This window comes from Pantoea sp. GCM10028869 (genome assembly GCF_042666835.1).
Taxonomy (GTDB): Bacteria; Pseudomonadota; Gammaproteobacteria; order Enterobacterales; family Enterobacteriaceae; genus Pantoea; species Pantoea leporis.
In genome coordinates, this window is the sequence record NZ_JBHTGO010000004.1 from 426,635 (window position 1) to 443,777 (window position 17,143).

15 protein-coding genes are annotated in these 17,143 nt (G+C 55.8%); 9 read left to right on the forward strand and 6 right to left on the reverse strand.

Features of this window, described 5'->3' with window-relative positions; all coding sequences use genetic code 11:
- Positions 1-103: 103 nt before the first annotated feature.
- Complete coding sequence (locus tag ACFQW4_RS13315) at positions 104-1,183, forward strand: iron ABC transporter permease (RefSeq protein WP_101763708.1); 1,080 nt, start codon at positions 104-106, stop codon at positions 1,181-1,183.
- Positions 1,183-1,968: an ABC transporter ATP-binding protein gene (locus ACFQW4_RS13320; protein ID WP_110866609.1), complete on the forward strand. Its 786-nt coding sequence runs from the start codon at positions 1,183-1,185 to the stop codon at positions 1,966-1,968. Before ACFQW4_RS13315 ends, ACFQW4_RS13320 begins: the two co-directional genes overlap by 1 nt.
- 168 nt (positions 1,969-2,136) lie before the next feature.
- Here the strand turns inward: ACFQW4_RS13320 and fghA are convergent, their stop codons facing one another.
- The 3 genes from fghA to ACFQW4_RS13335 all read right to left on the reverse strand — a co-directional run bounded on the left by fghA (position 2,137) and on the right by ACFQW4_RS13335 (position 5,095).
- The gene (gene fghA / locus ACFQW4_RS13325) at positions 2,137-2,979 is read right to left on the reverse strand and encodes an S-formylglutathione hydrolase (RefSeq protein ID WP_137386162.1); all 843 of its coding nucleotides are present in this window, start codon (positions 2,977-2,979) and stop codon (positions 2,137-2,139) included.
- A gap of 12 nt (positions 2,980-2,991) precedes the next feature.
- Entirely contained in the window at positions 2,992-4,116 is a 1,125-nt protein-coding gene (locus tag ACFQW4_RS13330; protein ID WP_064739274.1) for an S-(hydroxymethyl)glutathione dehydrogenase/class III alcohol dehydrogenase, read from the reverse strand.
- A 67-nt stretch (positions 4,117-4,183) separates the two neighbouring features.
- Positions 4,184-5,095: a LysR family transcriptional regulator gene (locus tag ACFQW4_RS13335; RefSeq protein WP_101763711.1), complete on the reverse strand. Its 912-nt coding sequence runs from the start codon at positions 5,093-5,095 to the stop codon at positions 4,184-4,186.
- Positions 5,096-5,194: 99 nt separating this feature from the next.
- On the opposite strand from ACFQW4_RS13335, the gene ACFQW4_RS13340 reads away from it, so the two are divergent.
- From ACFQW4_RS13340 to mglC, 7 genes are all read left to right on the forward strand, one after another.
- On the forward strand, positions 5,195-6,322 hold the full coding sequence (locus tag ACFQW4_RS13340) for a YbfB/YjiJ family MFS transporter (RefSeq protein WP_377725741.1): 1,128 nt from the start codon (positions 5,195-5,197) through the stop codon (positions 6,320-6,322).
- Positions 6,323-6,439: 117 nt separating this feature from the next.
- Positions 6,440-7,105, forward strand: coding sequence for a GTP cyclohydrolase I FolE (gene folE / locus ACFQW4_RS13345; RefSeq protein ID WP_049852430.1), 666 nt, complete (start codon positions 6,440-6,442; stop codon positions 7,103-7,105).
- Between the two features lie 53 nt (positions 7,106-7,158).
- On the forward strand, positions 7,159-8,319 hold the full coding sequence (gene yeiB, locus ACFQW4_RS13350; RefSeq protein ID WP_192233336.1) for a DUF418 domain-containing protein YeiB: 1,161 nt from the start codon (positions 7,159-7,161) through the stop codon (positions 8,317-8,319).
- A 142-nt stretch (positions 8,320-8,461) separates the two neighbouring features.
- Positions 8,462-9,502 carry an HTH-type transcriptional regulator GalS gene (gene galS, locus ACFQW4_RS13355; protein WP_101763714.1) on the forward strand — a complete coding sequence of 347 codons (1,041 nt, stop codon included), beginning with the start codon at positions 8,462-8,464 and terminating at the stop codon, positions 9,500-9,502.
- 303 nt (positions 9,503-9,805) lie between these two features.
- Positions 9,806-10,801, forward strand: coding sequence for a galactose/glucose ABC transporter substrate-binding protein MglB (mglB, locus tag ACFQW4_RS13360; RefSeq protein ID WP_101763715.1), 996 nt, complete (start codon positions 9,806-9,808; stop codon positions 10,799-10,801).
- Between the two features lie 70 nt (positions 10,802-10,871).
- A complete protein-coding gene (gene mglA / locus ACFQW4_RS13365; RefSeq protein WP_350260911.1) occupies positions 10,872-12,392 on the forward strand; it encodes a galactose/methyl galactoside ABC transporter ATP-binding protein MglA in 1,521 nt (506 codons plus the stop codon).
- Between the two features lie 18 nt (positions 12,393-12,410).
- Positions 12,411-13,421, forward strand: a complete 1,011-nt coding sequence (mglC, locus tag ACFQW4_RS13370; RefSeq protein WP_007889502.1) for a galactose/methyl galactoside ABC transporter permease MglC — start codon at positions 12,411-12,413, stop codon at positions 13,419-13,421.
- A gap of 63 nt (positions 13,422-13,484) precedes the next feature.
- On the opposite strand, the gene sanA is transcribed toward mglC, so the two are convergent.
- From sanA to cdd, 3 genes are all read right to left on the reverse strand, one after another.
- Positions 13,485-14,204, reverse strand: coding sequence for an outer membrane permeability protein SanA (sanA, locus tag ACFQW4_RS13375; protein ID WP_008104952.1), 720 nt, complete (start codon positions 14,202-14,204; stop codon positions 13,485-13,487).
- A gap of 134 nt (positions 14,205-14,338) precedes the next feature.
- The gene (locus ACFQW4_RS13380) at positions 14,339-16,036 is read right to left on the reverse strand and encodes an NAD-dependent malic enzyme (RefSeq protein ID WP_101763321.1); all 1,698 of its coding nucleotides are present in this window, start codon (positions 16,034-16,036) and stop codon (positions 14,339-14,341) included.
- 160 nt (positions 16,037-16,196) lie between these two features.
- Positions 16,197-17,093, reverse strand: coding sequence for a cytidine deaminase (gene cdd, locus ACFQW4_RS13385; RefSeq protein ID WP_377725746.1), 897 nt, complete (start codon positions 17,091-17,093; stop codon positions 16,197-16,199).
- Positions 17,094-17,143 lie beyond the last annotated feature (50 nt).

Sequence of the window (17,143 nt, forward strand, 5' to 3'; positions counted from 1 at the left end):
TTGCGCATTGTTTTGGATTTTGTTACTCAGATTGAATTGATAATTATTATCACCTGCACTATTGTGGCTGCCGTTATGATTTCGACAAGAAACGGGTAGAACAATGCGTACCACCGACGCCACGCTGCTGGCGGAAAACGGCCTCGAAACCGACACCATGACGCGTTATCGTCAGGTACTGCGCCAGCGACTGATGTTAATTGGCGTGCTGGCGCTGGCGATATTAGCGTCAGTGATTCTTGATTTCACCCTCGGCCCGGCTGGGCTCTCCCTCGACACCTTATGGCAAACGCTGACGCATCCCGATGCGGTCGATGCGGGCACCCGCGTGATTGTCTGGGATATTCGTTTACCGTACGCCTTGATGGCGGTGGTGGTGGGCTTCTCGCTCGGCCTTGCCGGTGCAGAGATGCAAACCATCCTGAATAACCCGCTTGCCAGCCCGTTTACGCTCGGCGTTTCGTCGGCGGCGGCCTTTGGTGCGGCGCTGGCCATCGTTCTTGGTATCGGCATTCCTGGCGTGCCGGATCAGTGGTTTATCTCCGCCAACGCGTTTGTGTTTGCGCTATTTGCCGCCTTGATGCTGGATGGCGTGACGCGCTGGACCAAAGTTTCGACCTCTGGCGTGGTGCTGTTTGGTATCGCGCTGGTGTTCACCTTCAACGCATTAGTCTCAATGATGCAGTTCATCGCCAGCGAAGATACTTTACAGGGCCTGGTGTTCTGGACCATGGGCAGCCTCGCGCGCGCCTCGTGGGAAAAGCTCGGCGTATTAACCGCCGCCTTTGCCATCCTGATTCCGTTCTCGATGCTCAGTAGCTGGAAGCTGACCGCGCTGCGCCTCGGCGAAGATCGCGCGGTGAGTTTTGGTATCGACGTGCGCCGTCTGCGCCTGGCAACGCTGCTGCGCATCAGTATTCTCTCTGCGCTGGCGGTGGCGTTTGTCGGCCCAATTGGTTTCATCGGTCTGGTCGCGCCGCACATTGCGCGCATGATGTTTGGTGAAGATCACCGCTATTACCTGCCAGCCAGCGCGCTGGTCGGTGCGCTGGTGCTGTCGCTGGCTTCGGTGGCGTCGAAAAACCTGATTCCCGGCGTGATCATTCCGGTGGGAATTGTGACGTCGCTGGTCGGCGTGCCGTTCTTCCTCAGCATTATTCTGCGTCATCGGGGAACGGTGTAATGGAGCAGGGATTACGTCTCAAGCATTTCTCCGCCGGTTATCCGAAGCGCAAGGTGATTGACGATCTCAACGTGCCGGAGCTGCCGCAGGGCAAAATCACCGTGTTGCTTGGCCCCAACGGCTGCGGCAAATCGACGCTGTTGCGCGCGCTGGCTGGTTTGGGCAAAGGGCAGGGCGAGCTGTGGCTGAACGGTGAAGAGCTGATGAGCCAGCCGTTTGCGCGCCGGGCGCAGCGTGTGGTTTATCTGCCGCAAAGTTTGCCGGCGGGCGTGCATCTGCACGTGCTGGAGTCGATTATCGTGGCGCAGCGTGCGTCGGGTGGCTTGCACAGCGCCTCGAGCGAAGCGGAGATCATGCATCTGCTCGAGCAGCTCGGCATCGCGCATTTAGCCATGCGCTATCTCGATCAGCTATCGGGCGGGCAGAAGCAGTTGGTGGGTCTGGCGCAATCGCTGATTCGCCGTCCGGAACTTCTGCTGCTGGATGAACCGCTTAGCGCGCTGGATCTTAACTACCAGTTCCACGTGATGGATCTGGTGCGTCGTGAAACCCGGTTGCGCAATATTGTGACGGTGGTGGTGGTGCACGATATCAACATCGCGCTGCGTCATGCGGATCACGCGCTGATGCTGAAGGATGGCAATCTGCTGGCGGACGGCGAGCCGTCGCAGGTGATTACGCCTGAGACCCTGGCGCAGGTGTATGGCGTGCGCGGCCGTATCGAGCACTGCTCACGCGGCATGCCGCAGGTGATGATCGACGGGCTGGCGGAGACGTTGGTGTAGTTAGGTAGGTGCACGCTGTCCCCCTCCTCGGTCCTCCCCCATTAATGGGGGAGGAAGATGCTGCTATATGTGAGTAAATAAGCTGCATGTGGCAGCGTCTCCTTCCCCCGTTTACGGGGGAAGGCCGGGATGGGGGGCAGCCAGCAGGATCTGGAACAGCCAGCACCATCACACCAACAAATGCTTCGCGTGGAAACGCAGATGATCTTCCACGAAGCTGGCGATAAAGAAGTAGCTATGGTCATAACCCGGCTGAATGCGTAGCTCCAGCGGGAAACCTTGCTCACGCGCCACCGCTTCCAGTCGCTCTGGACGCAGCTGATCGGCGAGGAACTGATCGCTATCCCCTTGATCAATCAGAATCGGCAAGCGCTGTTCCACGTCACGCATCAACAGGCAACTATCCCATTCACGCCACGTCTGACGATCTTCACCCAGGTATGCGGCAAAGGCCTTCTGCCCCCAAGGCACTTCGGTAGGATTGACGATTGGCGCGAAGGCAGAAGCAGACGCAAAACGTCCGCCAAGACGCAATGCCAACACCAGCGCACCGTGACCGCCCATTGAATGACCCATCACCGACTGACGATCGCTCAGCTTAAAGTTATCCGCCACCAACTCCGGCAGCTCCGCGCTGAGGTAATCGAACATGCGGAAGTTCGCCGCCCACGGCTGCTGCGTGGCGTTGAGGTAGAAACCTGCGCCCTGGCCGAGATCGTAGCCGCTGTCGTTCGCCACCTCGTCACCGCGCGGGCTGGTGTCTGGCATAATCAGCACCAAACCCAGCTGCGCAGCCACGCGCTGGGCGCCGGCTTTGGTGGTGAAGTTCTCATCGCTGCAGGTCAATCCGGCGAGAAACCACACCACCGGCGGCGGTGCGTCACTCTGCGGCGGCGGCAGAAAAATGCTGAAGGTCATCGGACAGTTCAGCACGGCCGACTGATGACGCCAGCGCTGCTGCCAGCCACCAAAAATGCGATGCTCTTCTAACAGCTCCAAAGTGGAAGCCATAACGTCTCCTGATTACTTAGTAAAATGCACCACCGTACGGATGGATTTCCCTTCATGCATCAGATCAAAGGCGTCGTTAATCTCTTCCAGCGGCAGGTTGTGGGTGATGAAATCGTTCAGGGCGAATTTACCGTCGAGGTAATCCTGCACGATGCCCGGCAACTGTGAACGGCCTTTAACGCCACCAAAAGCGGAACCACGCCATACGCGACCGGTCACCAGCTGGAATGGACGGGTAGAAATCTCCTGGCCCGCGCCAGCCACGCCGATAATCACTGATTCGCCCCAACCTTTGTGGCAGCACTCCAGCGCCGAACGCATCACGTTAACGTTACCGATGCACTCGAAGGAGAAATCGACGCCGCCGTCGGTCAGTTCAACGATCACATCCTGAATCGGTTTATCGTGATCTTTCGGGTTGATCAGATCGGTTGCACCCAGTTTGCGCGCCAGATCGAATTTACTGGTGTTGAGATCGATACCGATGATGCGACCGGCTTTCGCCATCTTCGCGCCGATAATCGCCGACAAACCAATACCGCCGAGGCCGAAGATCGCCACGGTGTCGCCTTCTTTTACTTTGGCCGTGTTCATCACCGCGCCCATGCCGGTGGTGACGCCGCAGCCCAGCAGGCACACTTCTTCCAGAGGCGCTTCTTTGCTGATCACCGCCAGCGAGATTTCCGGTACCACGGTGTATTCAGAGAAGGTTGAGGTGCCCATGTAGTGGAAAATCGGCTTGCCGTCTTTGAAGAAGCGGGTGGTGCCGTCTGGCATCAAACCTTTGCCCTGGGTGGCGCGAATCGCCTGGCACAGGTTGGTTTTGCCCGAGAGACAGAACTTACACTTGCCGCACTCTGGGGTGTAAAGCGGGATCACGTGGTCGCCGACGGCCACGCTGGTCACGCCTTCACCCACTGCTTCCACCACGCCGCCGCCTTCGTGGCCGAGGATCGCCGGGAATACGCCTTCCGGATCTTGTCCCGACAAGGTGTAAGCATCGGTGTGGCACACGCCAGTAGCCACGATGCGCACCAGCACTTCACCTTTTTGCGGTGGCATCAGATCCACTTCTTCGATTTTCAGCGGTTCGCCAGCTGCCCAGGCAACGGCGGCGCGGGTTTTAATCATGTTCATGCAATCCCTCTTCCTGTAGATGCGGGGTAAGTGGCCCCGATGGTCGTGATGTCGATAAAACAGAAACTCACTCGGCAACGTGCAGCGGATGCCGCAACTCGTCGTTAACCGGGCGATCGTCAAACAGTTCAATAATCAAGTATTTCAGCGCTTCCACATTGGGTGTAAACGCATCGCGCCGCCACATCAGCCAGGTGGCGGTATCGCGGTAAGCAGGCGGTAACGCATGCTCCTGCACGCGGGCGCGGGCTGGCATTTGCGCCAGCACCGAGGCGGGAATCATCGCCACGCCCGCGCCGCCGGCCACACACGCCACCATCGCGTGGTAAGACTGTATCTCCATCACGCTGCTCGGCGCGGTCTGGCTTTCGCGATACCAGGCTTCCAGCTTGGTGCGGTAGGAACAGCTGTTGCGGAAAGCAAACAGCGTGTCGCCTTGCACATCGCGCGCGCTGGCAATCGGCGCATGTTCCGGGCTGGTGATCAGCACCATCTGCTCATTAAAGGCAATGCAGCCGTTGAGATCGTCGTGCGCCACCGGGCCATCCACCAGCGCGGCGGCCAGCGTGCCTTCCCGCACTTTGTCGATGATTTCACCGGAAGTATTGGTGATCAGCGACAGTTCCACCGCCGGAAAACGCTGATGATAGGCCGCCAGGAGGGCAGGGAGGCGCGTCGCGGCGGTGCTCTCCATCGAACCGAGCGCGAAATTGCCGCCCGGCTCACCGGCGCGCGCCATGTTCAGCGCTTCATCGCTCAATGCCAGGATGCGCTGCGCATAGTTAAGAAAATTGTGGCCCATCGGCGACAGGCGAATGCGTTGCTTCTCACGAATAAACAGATCAACGCCAATTTCATCTTCCAGCTGGCGCAGACGCGTGGTGAGATTAGAAGGTACGCGATGGAGTTGCTCGGCGGCACGCGCCAGCGAACCGGATTCGGCGACGGAGCAAAACATGCGGAGCTGTACTAAATCCATATTCTCTTCTCGTAAGCAACTTGGTTAGTATTATTCACTTTTCGTGAGTTTAAACGTCATGCATGCTAGTGACAAGTGATAAAACATTCTGAGGTCGGTATGGCGTTTCGTGTCGCGCTTAGCGCGTTCTTAAGTTTAGTGGTTGCGATGGGGATTGGGCGATTTGCTTTCACGCCGCAGGTTCCGCTGATGATTCAGGACCATCAACTGACGCTCACCAGCGCCAGTCTGGTGGCGGCACTCAACTATCTCGGCTATCTGTTTGGCTCGTTTGATGCGATGCGTGCGCGCAACCGCGTCGAGTGGCGTTTACAGGCGGGCGTGTGGGGCGCAGTGATTTTAACGCTGCTCTCGGCCTGCGTCAGCGGTCCGTGGTTACATGGCCTGATTCGTTTCCTGATTGGCTGGGCCAGCGGCTGGGCGATGGTGTTGCTGGCGGCATGGGCCAGCGACCAGCTACATCATCACGGACGTCCCGGCTTGCTGGCGGCGGTGTTTGCCGGACCCGGCACCGGCATCTTTATCAGCGGCATGCTGGCGGTGGCGCTGCACGCCAGCGGTGTCAGCGCGGCCTTTGCGTGGGCGGCTTACGGTTTGCTGGCGCTGTTGTTGATTGCCGCGATTGCGCGATTCCTGCCGCGCACCGGCCAGTTACATCGCCCCGATCACGCTGCATCGCCGCTGGTGCTGAATGGCAATCTCAAGCGCCTGGTGCTGAGTTACAGCCTCGCCGGCTTTGGCTACATTCTGCCCGCCACTTTTCTGTCGCAAATGGCGTCGGCGCGTTTTCCTGACAGCGCGTTTGCCCAGTTTGTCTGGCCGGTATTTGGTGGCGCGGCAGTGATCGGCATTGTGTTAGGTATTCTGACGCGTCACTGGGGCAGCAGCCATCTGCGGCTGGCCATAGTGTTGTGGGCGCAGGCGTTGGGCGTCATCGCCGCGATTGTACTGCCAGGCTTGAATGGCCTGATGCTGGGCGCAGCGCTGATCGGCGGCGGCTTCCTGTGTGTGGTGCAGCTGACGCTGCAATATGGGCGCGAGCTGGCACCGCAGCATGCGCGCTATCTTGCCGGTTTGCTCACCACCGGTTATGCGGTCGGGCAGTTGGGCGGTCCGCTGCTGTCGTGGATTTCCAGCATGCTATGGCATCAGTTGGAACCCGCGCTATGGGTAGCGGGCGCCAGCTTAATCCTTGCGGGAATGCTGGTTTTACGTCGCCGTACGTGATGAAAAGCTTATCAGAATGATTACTGGATTAAGGGCGCGGAGTATTTCACAATACGCGCTCAGAATTTCCCCCGTGGGCGAAAACCCGCGGGCGCATCACCTGTCGGAGAAGAGTAAATGAGCACCTTAAGTCAGGAAGCCGCCCTGGTTCACGAAGCGCTGTTGGCGCGTGGTCTGGAAACACCGTTACGCGCTCCGGTGCGTGAAATGGATGACGCCGCGCGTAAACGCGAAATTGCCGGCCACATGACGCAAATCATGCAGCTGCTGAACCTGGATCTGGAAGATGACAGCCTGATGGAAACGCCGCACCGCATCGCCAAGATGTATGTGGATGAGATTTTCTCAGGTCTGGATTACGCCAACTTCCCGAAAATCACCGTTATTGAAAACAAGATGAAAGTGGATGAGATGGTAACGGTGCGTGATATCACGTTGACCAGCACTTGCGAACACCACTTTGTGATTATCGATGGCAAAGCCACCGTGGCCTATATCCCGAAAGAGAAAGTGATTGGCCTGTCGAAAATCAACCGTATTGTGCAGTTCTTTGCCCAGCGTCCGCAGGTGCAAGAGCGCCTGACGCAGCAAGTGCTGGTGGCGCTGCAAACGCTGCTCGGCACCAATAACGTTGCGGTGTCGATTGATGCAGTGCATTACTGCGTGAAAGCGCGTGGCGTGAAAGATGCTACCAGCGCCACCACCACCACCTCGCTGGGTGGCTTGTTCAAATCCAGCCAGAACACGCGTCAGGAGTTTTTGCGCGCGGTTCGTCACAGCTAATCTGTTTGGGCAACAGCCTGTTGCCCGATTTCCTCTCTCCGTCAGGGCACTCGATGCAACGCTATCTCGCGCTGGATTTCATTCGTGGTTGCGCCATTCTCGGCATCTTGCTGCTGAACATTGTCGGCTTTGCGTTGCCATCGGCCGCCTATCTCAATCCGGCGTGGCGCGGCGAGGCTGCTACGTCTGATGCCTGGACGTGGGCGATCATGGATGGCCTGGCGCAGCTGAAATTCCTTACGCTGTTTGCCTTGCTGTTTGGTGCCGGCCTTTATATGCAGGCGCCGCGCGGCAGCCGCTGGATGTCGGCGCGTCTGACGCTGCTGGTGCTGCTCGGATTTATCCACGGCATCTTTTTCTGGGAAGGCGACATCCTGCTGGATTATGGCCTGATTGGGCTGATTATCTGGCGCATGCTGCGTGATGTGCCTTCCGACCGCGCGTTGTTACAAACCGGCGCATTACTCTATCTGGTCGGCTGCGGCGTGCTGCTGATTTTCGGCGCGGTCTCCAGCCCCAATCCCACGCGATCCTGGCTGCCGGGTGCGTCGGACCTGCAGTATGAAAGCTACTGGAAACTGCTCGGCGGTTGGGAAGCGGTGCAGAACCGGCTGGATCATCTGTCATCAGGCCTGATGGCACTGGCGTCACAATATGGATGGCAACTGGCGGGTTTGATGCTGATTGGTGCGGCATTGATGCGCAGCGGCTGGCTCAGCGGGCAATTTAGCGTGCAGCACTATCGCCGTTCGGCGGCGCTGCTGCTGACTATCGGCTGGCTGATCGCCATTCCCGGCATCGCCGCGCAGTGGATGATTGGCTGGGAATTCCGCTGGACCGGCTTTTTCCTGCAGGTACCGCGCGATCTCGCCAGTCCGTTTATCAGCCTCGGTTATGCCGCACTTTGCCTGGGATTCTGGCCGCAAATTGCGTCAACGCGCGTCAGCTACGCCATTCAATGCGTTGGCCGCATGGCCTTGAGCAATTACCTGTTACAGACGCTGATTTGCACCACGCTGTTCTACCGCTTTGATCTGTTCCTCAGGTTTGATCGACTGCAGCTGCTGGCCTTTGTACCGGCTATCTGGCTGGTTAATATCCTGTTTTCCGTGCTGTGGCTGCGTGTCTTCCCGCAAGGCCCAATGGAGTGGATCTGGCGCAAACTGACACGTCTTGCCGCGGGAAAAGCTGATCCTTCCTCCTCGCTCAGATAATGATGTTCATCACAAAGGTTGCAGAATTGTATGTAACCGTTTTCATTGCTGTGACGTGATTCACGTAGTCGTTTCACATGCCCTGACAGAATAGCGCCGTTACGCGCTTGTCGCGCATTTTCAGCCTCTGTGGAACAGCTGCATGATAACGATTCGTGATGTCGCCCGTCAGGCCGGTGTGTCAGTAGCCACCGTGTCGCGTGTGCTCAACAACAGCAGTGCAGTCACCGCCGATACCCGGGAAGCCGTGCTGGCTGCCGTTGATGCGTTAGGCTATCGCCCGAACGCCAACGCGCAGGCGCTGGCTACGCAAATCAGTGACACCATCGGCGTGGTGGTGATGGATGTTTCCGATCCCTTCTTTGGCGCGCTGGTGAAAGCGGTTGATACCGTGGCGCAGCGCGTGCATAAACACGTGTTAATCAGCAACTCCTGGCATCAGGAAGAGAAAGAACGTCACGCAATTGAGGTGCTGATACGTCAACGATGTAACGCATTGGTGGTGCACGCGAAAACGCTTTCAGACGCCGAACTGATGCAGTTTATGGATCAGGTTCCCGGTATGGTATTGATTAACCGTACAATTCCCGGTTACGAACACCGCTGCGTCTGCCTGGATAACGTTACCGGCGCTCAGGTAGCCACGCGCATGTTGTTACAACAGGGACATCAACGCATCGGCTTTCTTAGCTCCAGCCACCCGATTGAGGATGTAACGCAACGACGTGAAGGCTGGCTGCAGGCCTTGTCAGAACAGGGAATTCGCCCGCAGGAGTCATGGATTGCGCATGCTGAACCTGATATGCAAGGCGGCGAAGCAGCGATGGTGGAGTTGCTGGGTCGTAACTTACATTTAACAGCGGTGTTTTCCTACAATGACGGCATGGCGGCGGGTGCATTGACCGCTTTAAAGGACAACGGCATCCAGGTTCCGCAGCATTTCTCTGTCATTGGCTTTGATGATATTCCCATCTCCCGCTACACCGATCCGCAGTTAACCACGGTCCGTTATCCTATTGTTTCTATGGCGAAACTCGCCACGGAATTAGCGCTCAAAGGTGCCGCAGGCGAGCTGGATCAGCTGGCTGTACACTGCTTTATGCCAACGCTGGTGCGTCGCCATTCTGTCGCCCAGCGGCAAATTGTGGAGTCGGTCACTAATTCAGGCGATAGCGCAGTGTAACCGTTTCCAATCTGTGATTGCATTCACAGTTAATTAACATGTCGCTCACTATGATGGCAGCGTCTTACCGGACTGAAACATCATGTAACGCCGGGAAATCCTTCTCCCAGCCGGTTTCAGTAGCCGATTGAAATAGTTCACAACACTCTTCAGGAAGCGTTTACCTACAGGGAAGTCAGGATTGCGATGGTGGCCCGGCTTTGCGTTACGCGTCCGCCCATTATCAGGTTTACAACCGACGGCGCTGTTTGCCCGCAGGCAAATAGCGCAATGAAATGCCCTACATAAAAAACCGGAGATACCATGAATAAGAAGGTTTTCACGCTCACAGCACTGGTTGCCAGCATGATGTTTGGTGCAACTGCGCACGCCGCCGATACCCGCATTGGCGTGACCATCTACAAATACGACGACAACTTCATGTCGATGGTGCGTAAGGACATTGAGAAAGAAGCAAAATCATTGGGCGGCATTCAGCTGTTGATGAATGACTCCCAAAACGACCAGTCTAAACAGAACGACCAGATTGACGTGCTGATGGCGAAAGGCGTGAAAGCGCTGGCCATCAACCTGGTGGATCCGGCTGCTGCGGCAGTGGTGATTGATAAAGCGCGTGGCAACGATGTGCCGGTGGTGTTCTTCAACAAAGAACCTAACGCCAAAGTGCTGGCCAGCTACCCGAAAGCGTATTACGTCGGTACCGACTCTAAAGAGTCAGGCATCATCCAGGGTCAGCTGATTGAGAAGCACTGGAAAGCCACGCCAGCCTGGGATCTGAACAAAGACGGTACCATCCAGTTCGTGCTGCTGAAAGGCGAGCCGGGCCATCCGGATGCCGAAGCGCGTACCAAATACGTGATCGATACCCTGAACAAAGACGGCCTGAAAACGCAGCAGCTGGCGATGGATACCGCGATGTGGGATACCGCACAGGCAAAAGACAAAGTTGACGCCTGGCTCTCTGGCCCGAACGCCAACAAGATTGAAGTGATCATCGCTAATAACGATGCGATGGCGATGGGTGCGGTTGAAGCGCTGAAAGCGCACAACAAAACCAGCATTCCGGTGTTTGGTGTCGATGCACTGCCAGAAGCGCTGGCGCTGGTGAAATCAGGCGCGCTGGCCGGTACCGTGTTGAACGATGCGGAAAACCAGGCGAAAGCGACGCTGGATATTGCTAACAATCTGGCCAATGGCAAAGAGCCAACTGCAGGCACTAACTTCAAGATGGACAACAAAATCGTACGTGTTCCTTACGTACCAGTAGATAAAGAAAATCTGTCGCAGTTTGTGAAGTAATTCATCCTGGGCGCGGCATATCGCCGCGCCTTATTGCATCTGACCAACGCTTTATTTAGCCAGGTAAATTATGGCCAGTGAGAATCCGACCACACAGCGTGAATATCTGCTGGAGATGACGAATGTCTCGAAATCATTTCCAGGGGTTAAAGCCTTAGATAATGTGAATTTAAAAGTGCGGCCGCACTCTGTTCATGCATTAATGGGCGAAAACGGCGCCGGGAAATCTACATTATTAAAATGTCTGTTTGGGATTTATAAAAAGGATACGGGGAGCATCCTGTTTCAGGGTGAGGAAATTGATTATAAGAGCTCCAAAGAGGCGCTGGAAAATGGCGTTTCCATGGTGCATCAGGAATTAAACCTGGTTCTGCAACGCAACGTCATGGATAACATGTGGCTTGGCCGTTATCCACGTAAGGGCGTGTTTGTCGATCAGAATAAAATGTATCGCGATACTAAAGCGATCTTTGATGAATTAGATATTGATATCGATCCGCGCGATAAAGTTGCCACCTTATCGGTGTCGCAGATGCAGATGATCGAAATCGCCAAAGCCTTCTCCTATGACGCCAAAATCGTCATTATGGATGAGCCGACATCATCGCTGACCGAAAAAGAAGTGAACCACTTGTTCACGATTATTCGTAAGCTGAAAGATCGTGGCTGCGGCATTGTGTATATCTCGCACAAGATGGAAGAGATATTCCAGCTGTGTGATGAGATCACCATTTTGCGTGACGGACAGTGGATCGCCACCCAGCCGCTGGAAGGTCTGGACATGGACAAAATCATCTCGATGATGGTTGGCCGTTCATTGAACCAGCGCTTCCCGGACAAAACCAACGTGCCGGGGGAAACCATTCTTGAGGTGCGCCATTTAACCTCACTGCGTCAGCCATCGATACGTGATATCTCGTTCGATCTGCGTAAAGGTGAAATTCTTGGTATTGCCGGTTTGGTAGGCGCCAAGCGTACCGACATCGTCGAAACCCTGTTTGGCATTCGCGAGAAGTCAGGCGGTACGATTAAGCTGCACGGCAAGAGTATTAATAACCACAGCGCCAACGAAGCCATTAACCACGGCTTTGCGCTGGTGACGGAAGAGCGTCGCTCCACCGGTATTTATGCGTATCTGGATATTGGCTTTAACTCGCTTATCTCCAATATTAAAAAGTATAAATCCAGCATGGGGCTGCTCGATAATAAACGCATGAAAAGCGATACCCAATGGGTCATTGATTCGATGCGCGTGAAAACGCCGGGTCATCATACGCAAATTGGTTCGCTTTCCGGTGGTAACCAACAGAAAGTGATTATTGGTCGCTGGTTATTAACGCAGCCGGAAATATTGATGCTTGATGAACCGACGCGCGGGATTGATGTGGGCGCGAAATTCGAAATCTACCAACTTATTGCCGAGTTGGCGAAGAAAGAGAAGGGCATCATTATTATCTCTTCTGAAATGCCAGAGCTGTTGGGTATTACCGATCGTATTTTAGTGATGAGTAATGGCCAGGTAGCAGGCATTGTTGATACCAAAACGACCTCGCAGAATGAAATCCTGCGTTTAGCGTCATTACACCTTTAATGAAGCAAGGGCTTTAACATGAAAGCGACTACTAAAAAGAATGCGCTAACCTGGTTAAAAGAGGGCGGCATTTACGTTGTCCTGTTTGTACTGCTGGCAATTATTATTTTCCAGGATCCAACCTTCTTAAGTTTAATGAACCTGAGTAATATTCTGACCCAATCTTCGGTGCGTATTATCATCGCACTCGGCGTGGCCGGTTTGATTGTCACCCAGGGTACCGACCTTTCAGCGGGTCGTCAGGTTGGCTTAGCGGCGGTGGTGGCAGCTACGCTGCTGCAGGCGATGGATAACGCCAACAAGGTGTTCCCGCATCTGGATACCGTGCCCATTCCGGTGGTTATCCTGACCGTGTGCATCATCGGCGGTGTGATTGGTCTGGTGAACGGGGTGATTATCGCTTACCTCAAGGTAACGCCATTTATCACCACGTTGGGCACCATGATTATCGTTTACGGTATCAACTCGCTCTATTACGACTTTGTGGGTGCATCGCCAATTGCCGGTTTCGATCCTGGCTTCTCCAAATTTGCCCAAGGCTTCCTGCGTTTTGGTGATTTCAAACTGTCGTTTATCACCTTCTACGCTGTGATTGCCATCGTCTTTGTTTGGGTGCTGTGGAATAAAACTCGCTTCGGTCGCAATATCTTCGCTATCGGTGGTAACCCGGAAGCGGCGAAAGTGTCTGGTGTGAACGTGCCGTTCAACCTGATTCTGGTGTATGCCTTGTCTGGCGTGTTCTACGCGTTCGGCGGGATGCTGGAAGCAGGCCGTATCGGCAGCGCCACCAATAACCTCGGCTTTATGTATGAGCTGGATGCGATTGCGGCTTGTGTGGTCGGCGGCGTGTCGTTTGCCGGGGGCGTGGGTTCGGTGGCGGGCGTGGTGACCGGTGTCATCATCTTCACCGTGATCAACTACGGTTTGACCTACATCGGCGTTAACCCTTACTGGCAGTACATCATCAAGGGCGGCATTATCATCTTCGCCGTGGCGCTGGATTCATTGAAGTACGCACGTAAGAAGTAGTGGATTTCCCCTCACTCCAACCCTCTCCCGCAGGCGGGAGAGGGAACCGTGAGGGAACAAACATCACTTCTGCAGTTTCTCTTCCAACTCCAAAAGCTGCTCCGGCGTCACCGCCGGATAACTCTGCGCATCTTCCGGCACTTCATGCACCGCAGGAATCGGCACTAATGGGCCAAGGAAGCGCGGCTCGCGCTTCATCAAATACAAATCCGCCAGCGCACCCAAACGCGCACCCACTTCGCGGAAACGCACCGACAACATATTCTTCGGCGACGGCACCGCATAGCACTGCGCCTGAATGCCCAAATGCTGCGCGATATACAGCGCTCGCTCGCAGTGGAAGCGCTGAGTAATGATGATGAAATCGTTAGTATCGAACACTTTACGCGTGCGCACAATCGAATCCAGCGTGCGGAAGCCAGCGTAATCCAGCACGATGTCCGACGGCGCGACGCCCGCTTTGATCAAATCGCGGCGCATAGTCATCGGTTCGTTATAGCTTTGCTGCGCATTATCACCGCTCAGCAGCAGGTAATTGACCTTGCCGCTGTTATAGGCGTTCAACGCGCCCTGGATGCGATAGAGGTAATACTGATTGATCACGCCCGTGCGGTAGTACTTCGCCGTGCCCAAGACCACGCCGACCTGACGATGTGGCAACGAGGTGACATCTTCATATATAAAGGGCGCGGTTTTCCAGCTGATCCAGCGATCCAGGCCGAGCGCGGTCGCCACCATCAGTAAGATGATGAAAAACAGACCAAAGAAAACGCGTTTAATCATGCGCGCGGGCACTCGGTTGGCAGAATTCAGAATGGATAAAGGCTACTTGAGGCGGGCGGGGGAAGCAAGTAAACGCCCGTTGGCTGACGTTTTTTTAAACGTTGCCGGATCTAAATGATCCGGCAACGGATTTATCAGATCGAAGTACGGCGATAATTACGATACTGCGGCAGCCAGAAGTTGTTGCTGACGGCTTTCGACAACACATCTTCCGACGTCACCACCGCCACGCCCGCCAGCTGCGCGGCTTTACCCACCTCAATGGCAATCAGCTTGGAAACGCCCTGAATGTCTTTGATCTCCGGCAGAACCGGACCTTCGCCATCGTTGACCAGCGGCGAGCAGTCGGCCAATGCGCGACTGGCGGTCATCAGCATCGAATCCGTCACGCGACTGGCGCCCGCGGCGATAACCCCCAAACCGATGCCAGGGAAGATATAGGAGTTATTGCACTGGGCGATGGGATAGGTTTTCCCTTTCCAGGTGACCGGCGAGAACGGGCTGCCGGTGGCAACCAGCGCGGCGCCGTCAGTCCAGGCGATGATGTCGGCTGGCGTCGCTTCAACGCGTGAAGTCGGGTTCGACAGCGGCATAACAATTGGACGCTTAGTGTGCTTGTGCATCTCGCGAATGATCTCTTCGGTGAACAGGCCAGGTTGGCCAGACACGCCGATCAGAATATCCGGCTTGGCGTTGCGTACCACGTCGAGCAGAGAAATGGAGTCGCTGCTGGTGTCCCAATCTTTCAGGCTGTCGCTCTTCTGCACCAGCTTGCTCTGGAAATTGAGCAGGTTCGGCAGCTTGTCGGTGAGCAAACCGAAGCGATCGACCATCATCACGCGGCCACGCGCTTCATCATCGCTCAATCCTTCCGACTTCATCTGCGCGATGATCTGCTCGGCAATACCGCAACCGGCAGAACCGGCACCGAGGAACACCACTTTCTGCTCGCACAGGCGGCTGCCCGCAGCGCGGCTGGCGGCGATCAGGGTGCCGACGGTAACTGCGGCGGTGCCCTGAATATCGTCGTTGAAGCAGCAGATCTCATCGCGATAGCGCTCCAGCAGCGGCATGGCGTTTTTCTGCGCGAAGTCTTCGAACTGCAACAGCACGTTCGGCCAGCGACGATTCACCGCCTGAATAAACTCATTGACGAACTCTTCGTACTCTTCGCCGGTAATACGCGGATGACGCCAGCCCATATAGAGCGGATCGTTCAGCAGCTGCTGGTTGTTGGTTCCGACATCCAGCACCACCGGCAAGGTATAAGCCGGACTGATGCCGCCACACGCGGTATACAGCGACAGTTTACCGATTGGGATGCCCATGCCGCCGATACCCAAATCGCCGAGGCCGAGAATACGTTCGCCATCAGTCACCACGATCACTTTGACATTCTGCTTGGTGGCGTTCTGCAGCATGTCTTCAATGCGGTCGCGATTGTTATAAGAGATGAATACGCCACGCGCGCGACGGTAGATTTCAGAGAAGTGTTCACAGGCGGCGCCGACCGTTGGGGTGTAGATAATCGGCATCATCTCTTCGAGATGATTGTCGAGCAGGCGGTAGAACAGGGTTTCGTTGGTGTCCTGGATATTGCGCAGATAGACATGCTTGTCGTTGTTGTTTTTAAAATCCAGGAACTGGCGCCAGGCACGTTCCGCCTGCTCTTCGATGGTTTCTACCGCTTCGGGTAGCAGACCGTTGAGGTTAAATTCGTTACGTTCTTCGAGGGTGAAGGCGCTGCCTTTATTCAACAGCGGAAATTCCAGCAGGATCGGACCCGCATAAGGAATATACAGCGGGCGTTTACTTTCGTAGTCGAGTTCCATGCAGTGCTTGCTCCGGTTGCAGTGTTTTCTGACGTATCGCCGGGAAAAGGTAACGCCAGTCCATCTTGAAGTGAAGAGGTTCTGGCGCCCGATCCTATGAAAATTCCTGCAGATGTACAGCTTTTGTTAACAGGAGGTCACAAAAGCGGTAAAAGGATCACTAAACTGATGTTTTCGAAACTAAAGTAAGTGAGAAATCCTCACATCCTAACGCCTTAAGCGTCGCGCGGGTCGCATCAAGCTGACTCAGCGTGCTGTCCTGACATTCCGCCAAAACCGCTTGCTGAATTGTCTCCAGCGCTTCGTTGCTCATGTTCATCAAAATCAGTGCAGCCTGCAGCGGCGGCAAGCTGGGGTTGAAGGCGGCGTTTTCCGCATAGCGACCGGTAAAGACCTTGCCGCTCTGGCTGCGCAGCGCCACGCCGCTGTAACTCTGGCTGTAAGGCGCGTGACTGTGATTGGCGGCGGCAATGGCGGCCTGTTGCAATGCATCGCCTGCAACCGCTAAACCATGATCGACCGGCGTCAGCAGACGTTCGGTGATGTTCAGATCGGCAGGGCCAAACGCATCCGGCAGGTAGTCGCCCAGCGTGCTAACCGCACGTCCCGGCAGGCTGATGCGAATCGCTGTGCCGCTGTTCAGCTCGTTCATAAACTGACGGCAATGTCCGCACGGCGTGTAGTTGACGGTAATCGCCGCCAGCTTCTCTTCACCGCGCAGCCAGGCGTGCGTAATCGCGCTCTGCTCGGCGTGCACCGTCTGCTGCAGCGGGGTATGCAGGAACTCCATGTTGGCGCCGAAGTACCAATGGCCGCTGACGCCGCGCGAAATCGCGCCGACATTAAAATGAGACACAGTTGCCACGGCGCAGCTCGCCGCCAGCGGCAGCAGTTCCAGTGCCAGCGCATCTTCATCCAGTCCGGTAAGCTGTTTCAGTTGCGCGACATCCTGCGGACGCAATACGCCATGGAAATCCGGCGCATCCAGCAGCGGCTGAATCGCAGCTTGCAGCGCAGCGGGCAGGGCAGAAAAAGCAGTTAGGAATCGTGAATGCATGATGGGATGACCTCAGTTACGCGTTAGCGGCGATGCGCCGCCTGACGTTT

Excerpts from the sequence above, each read along its gene's own strand:
- ACFQW4_RS13335 (WP_101763711.1), bottom strand. The coding sequence starts at position 5,095 with ATGGATTTAGTACAGCTCCGCATGTTTTGCTCCGTCGCCGAATCCGGT.
- ACFQW4_RS13315 (WP_101763708.1), top strand. The coding sequence starts at position 104 with ATGCGTACCACCGACGCCACGCTGCTGGCGGAAAACGGCCTCGAAACC.
- ACFQW4_RS13330 (WP_064739274.1), bottom strand. The coding sequence starts at position 4,116 with ATGAACATGATTAAAACCCGCGCCGCCGTTGCCTGGGCAGCTGGCGAA.
- sanA (WP_008104952.1), bottom strand. The coding sequence starts at position 14,204 with ATGATTAAACGCGTTTTCTTTGGTCTGTTTTTCATCATCTTACTGATG.
- ACFQW4_RS13320 (WP_110866609.1), top strand. The coding sequence starts at position 1,183 with ATGGAGCAGGGATTACGTCTCAAGCATTTCTCCGCCGGTTATCCGAAG.
- galS (WP_101763714.1), top strand. The coding sequence starts at position 8,462 with ATGATAACGATTCGTGATGTCGCCCGTCAGGCCGGTGTGTCAGTAGCC.
- mglC (WP_007889502.1), top strand. The coding sequence starts at position 12,411 with ATGAAAGCGACTACTAAAAAGAATGCGCTAACCTGGTTAAAAGAGGGC.
- ACFQW4_RS13380 (WP_101763321.1), bottom strand. The coding sequence starts at position 16,036 with ATGGAACTCGACTACGAAAGTAAACGCCCGCTGTATATTCCTTATGCG.
- ACFQW4_RS13340 (WP_377725741.1), top strand. The coding sequence starts at position 5,195 with ATGGCGTTTCGTGTCGCGCTTAGCGCGTTCTTAAGTTTAGTGGTTGCG.
- fghA (WP_137386162.1), bottom strand. The coding sequence starts at position 2,979 with ATGGCTTCCACTTTGGAGCTGTTAGAAGAGCATCGCATTTTTGGTGGC.
- mglA (WP_350260911.1), top strand. The coding sequence starts at position 10,872 with ATGGCCAGTGAGAATCCGACCACACAGCGTGAATATCTGCTGGAGATG.
- cdd (WP_377725746.1), bottom strand. The coding sequence starts at position 17,093 with ATGCATTCACGATTCCTAACTGCTTTTTCTGCCCTGCCCGCTGCGCTG.
- yeiB (WP_192233336.1), top strand. The coding sequence starts at position 7,159 with ATGCAACGCTATCTCGCGCTGGATTTCATTCGTGGTTGCGCCATTCTC.
- mglB (WP_101763715.1), top strand. The coding sequence starts at position 9,806 with ATGAATAAGAAGGTTTTCACGCTCACAGCACTGGTTGCCAGCATGATG.
- folE (WP_049852430.1), top strand. The coding sequence starts at position 6,440 with ATGAGCACCTTAAGTCAGGAAGCCGCCCTGGTTCACGAAGCGCTGTTG.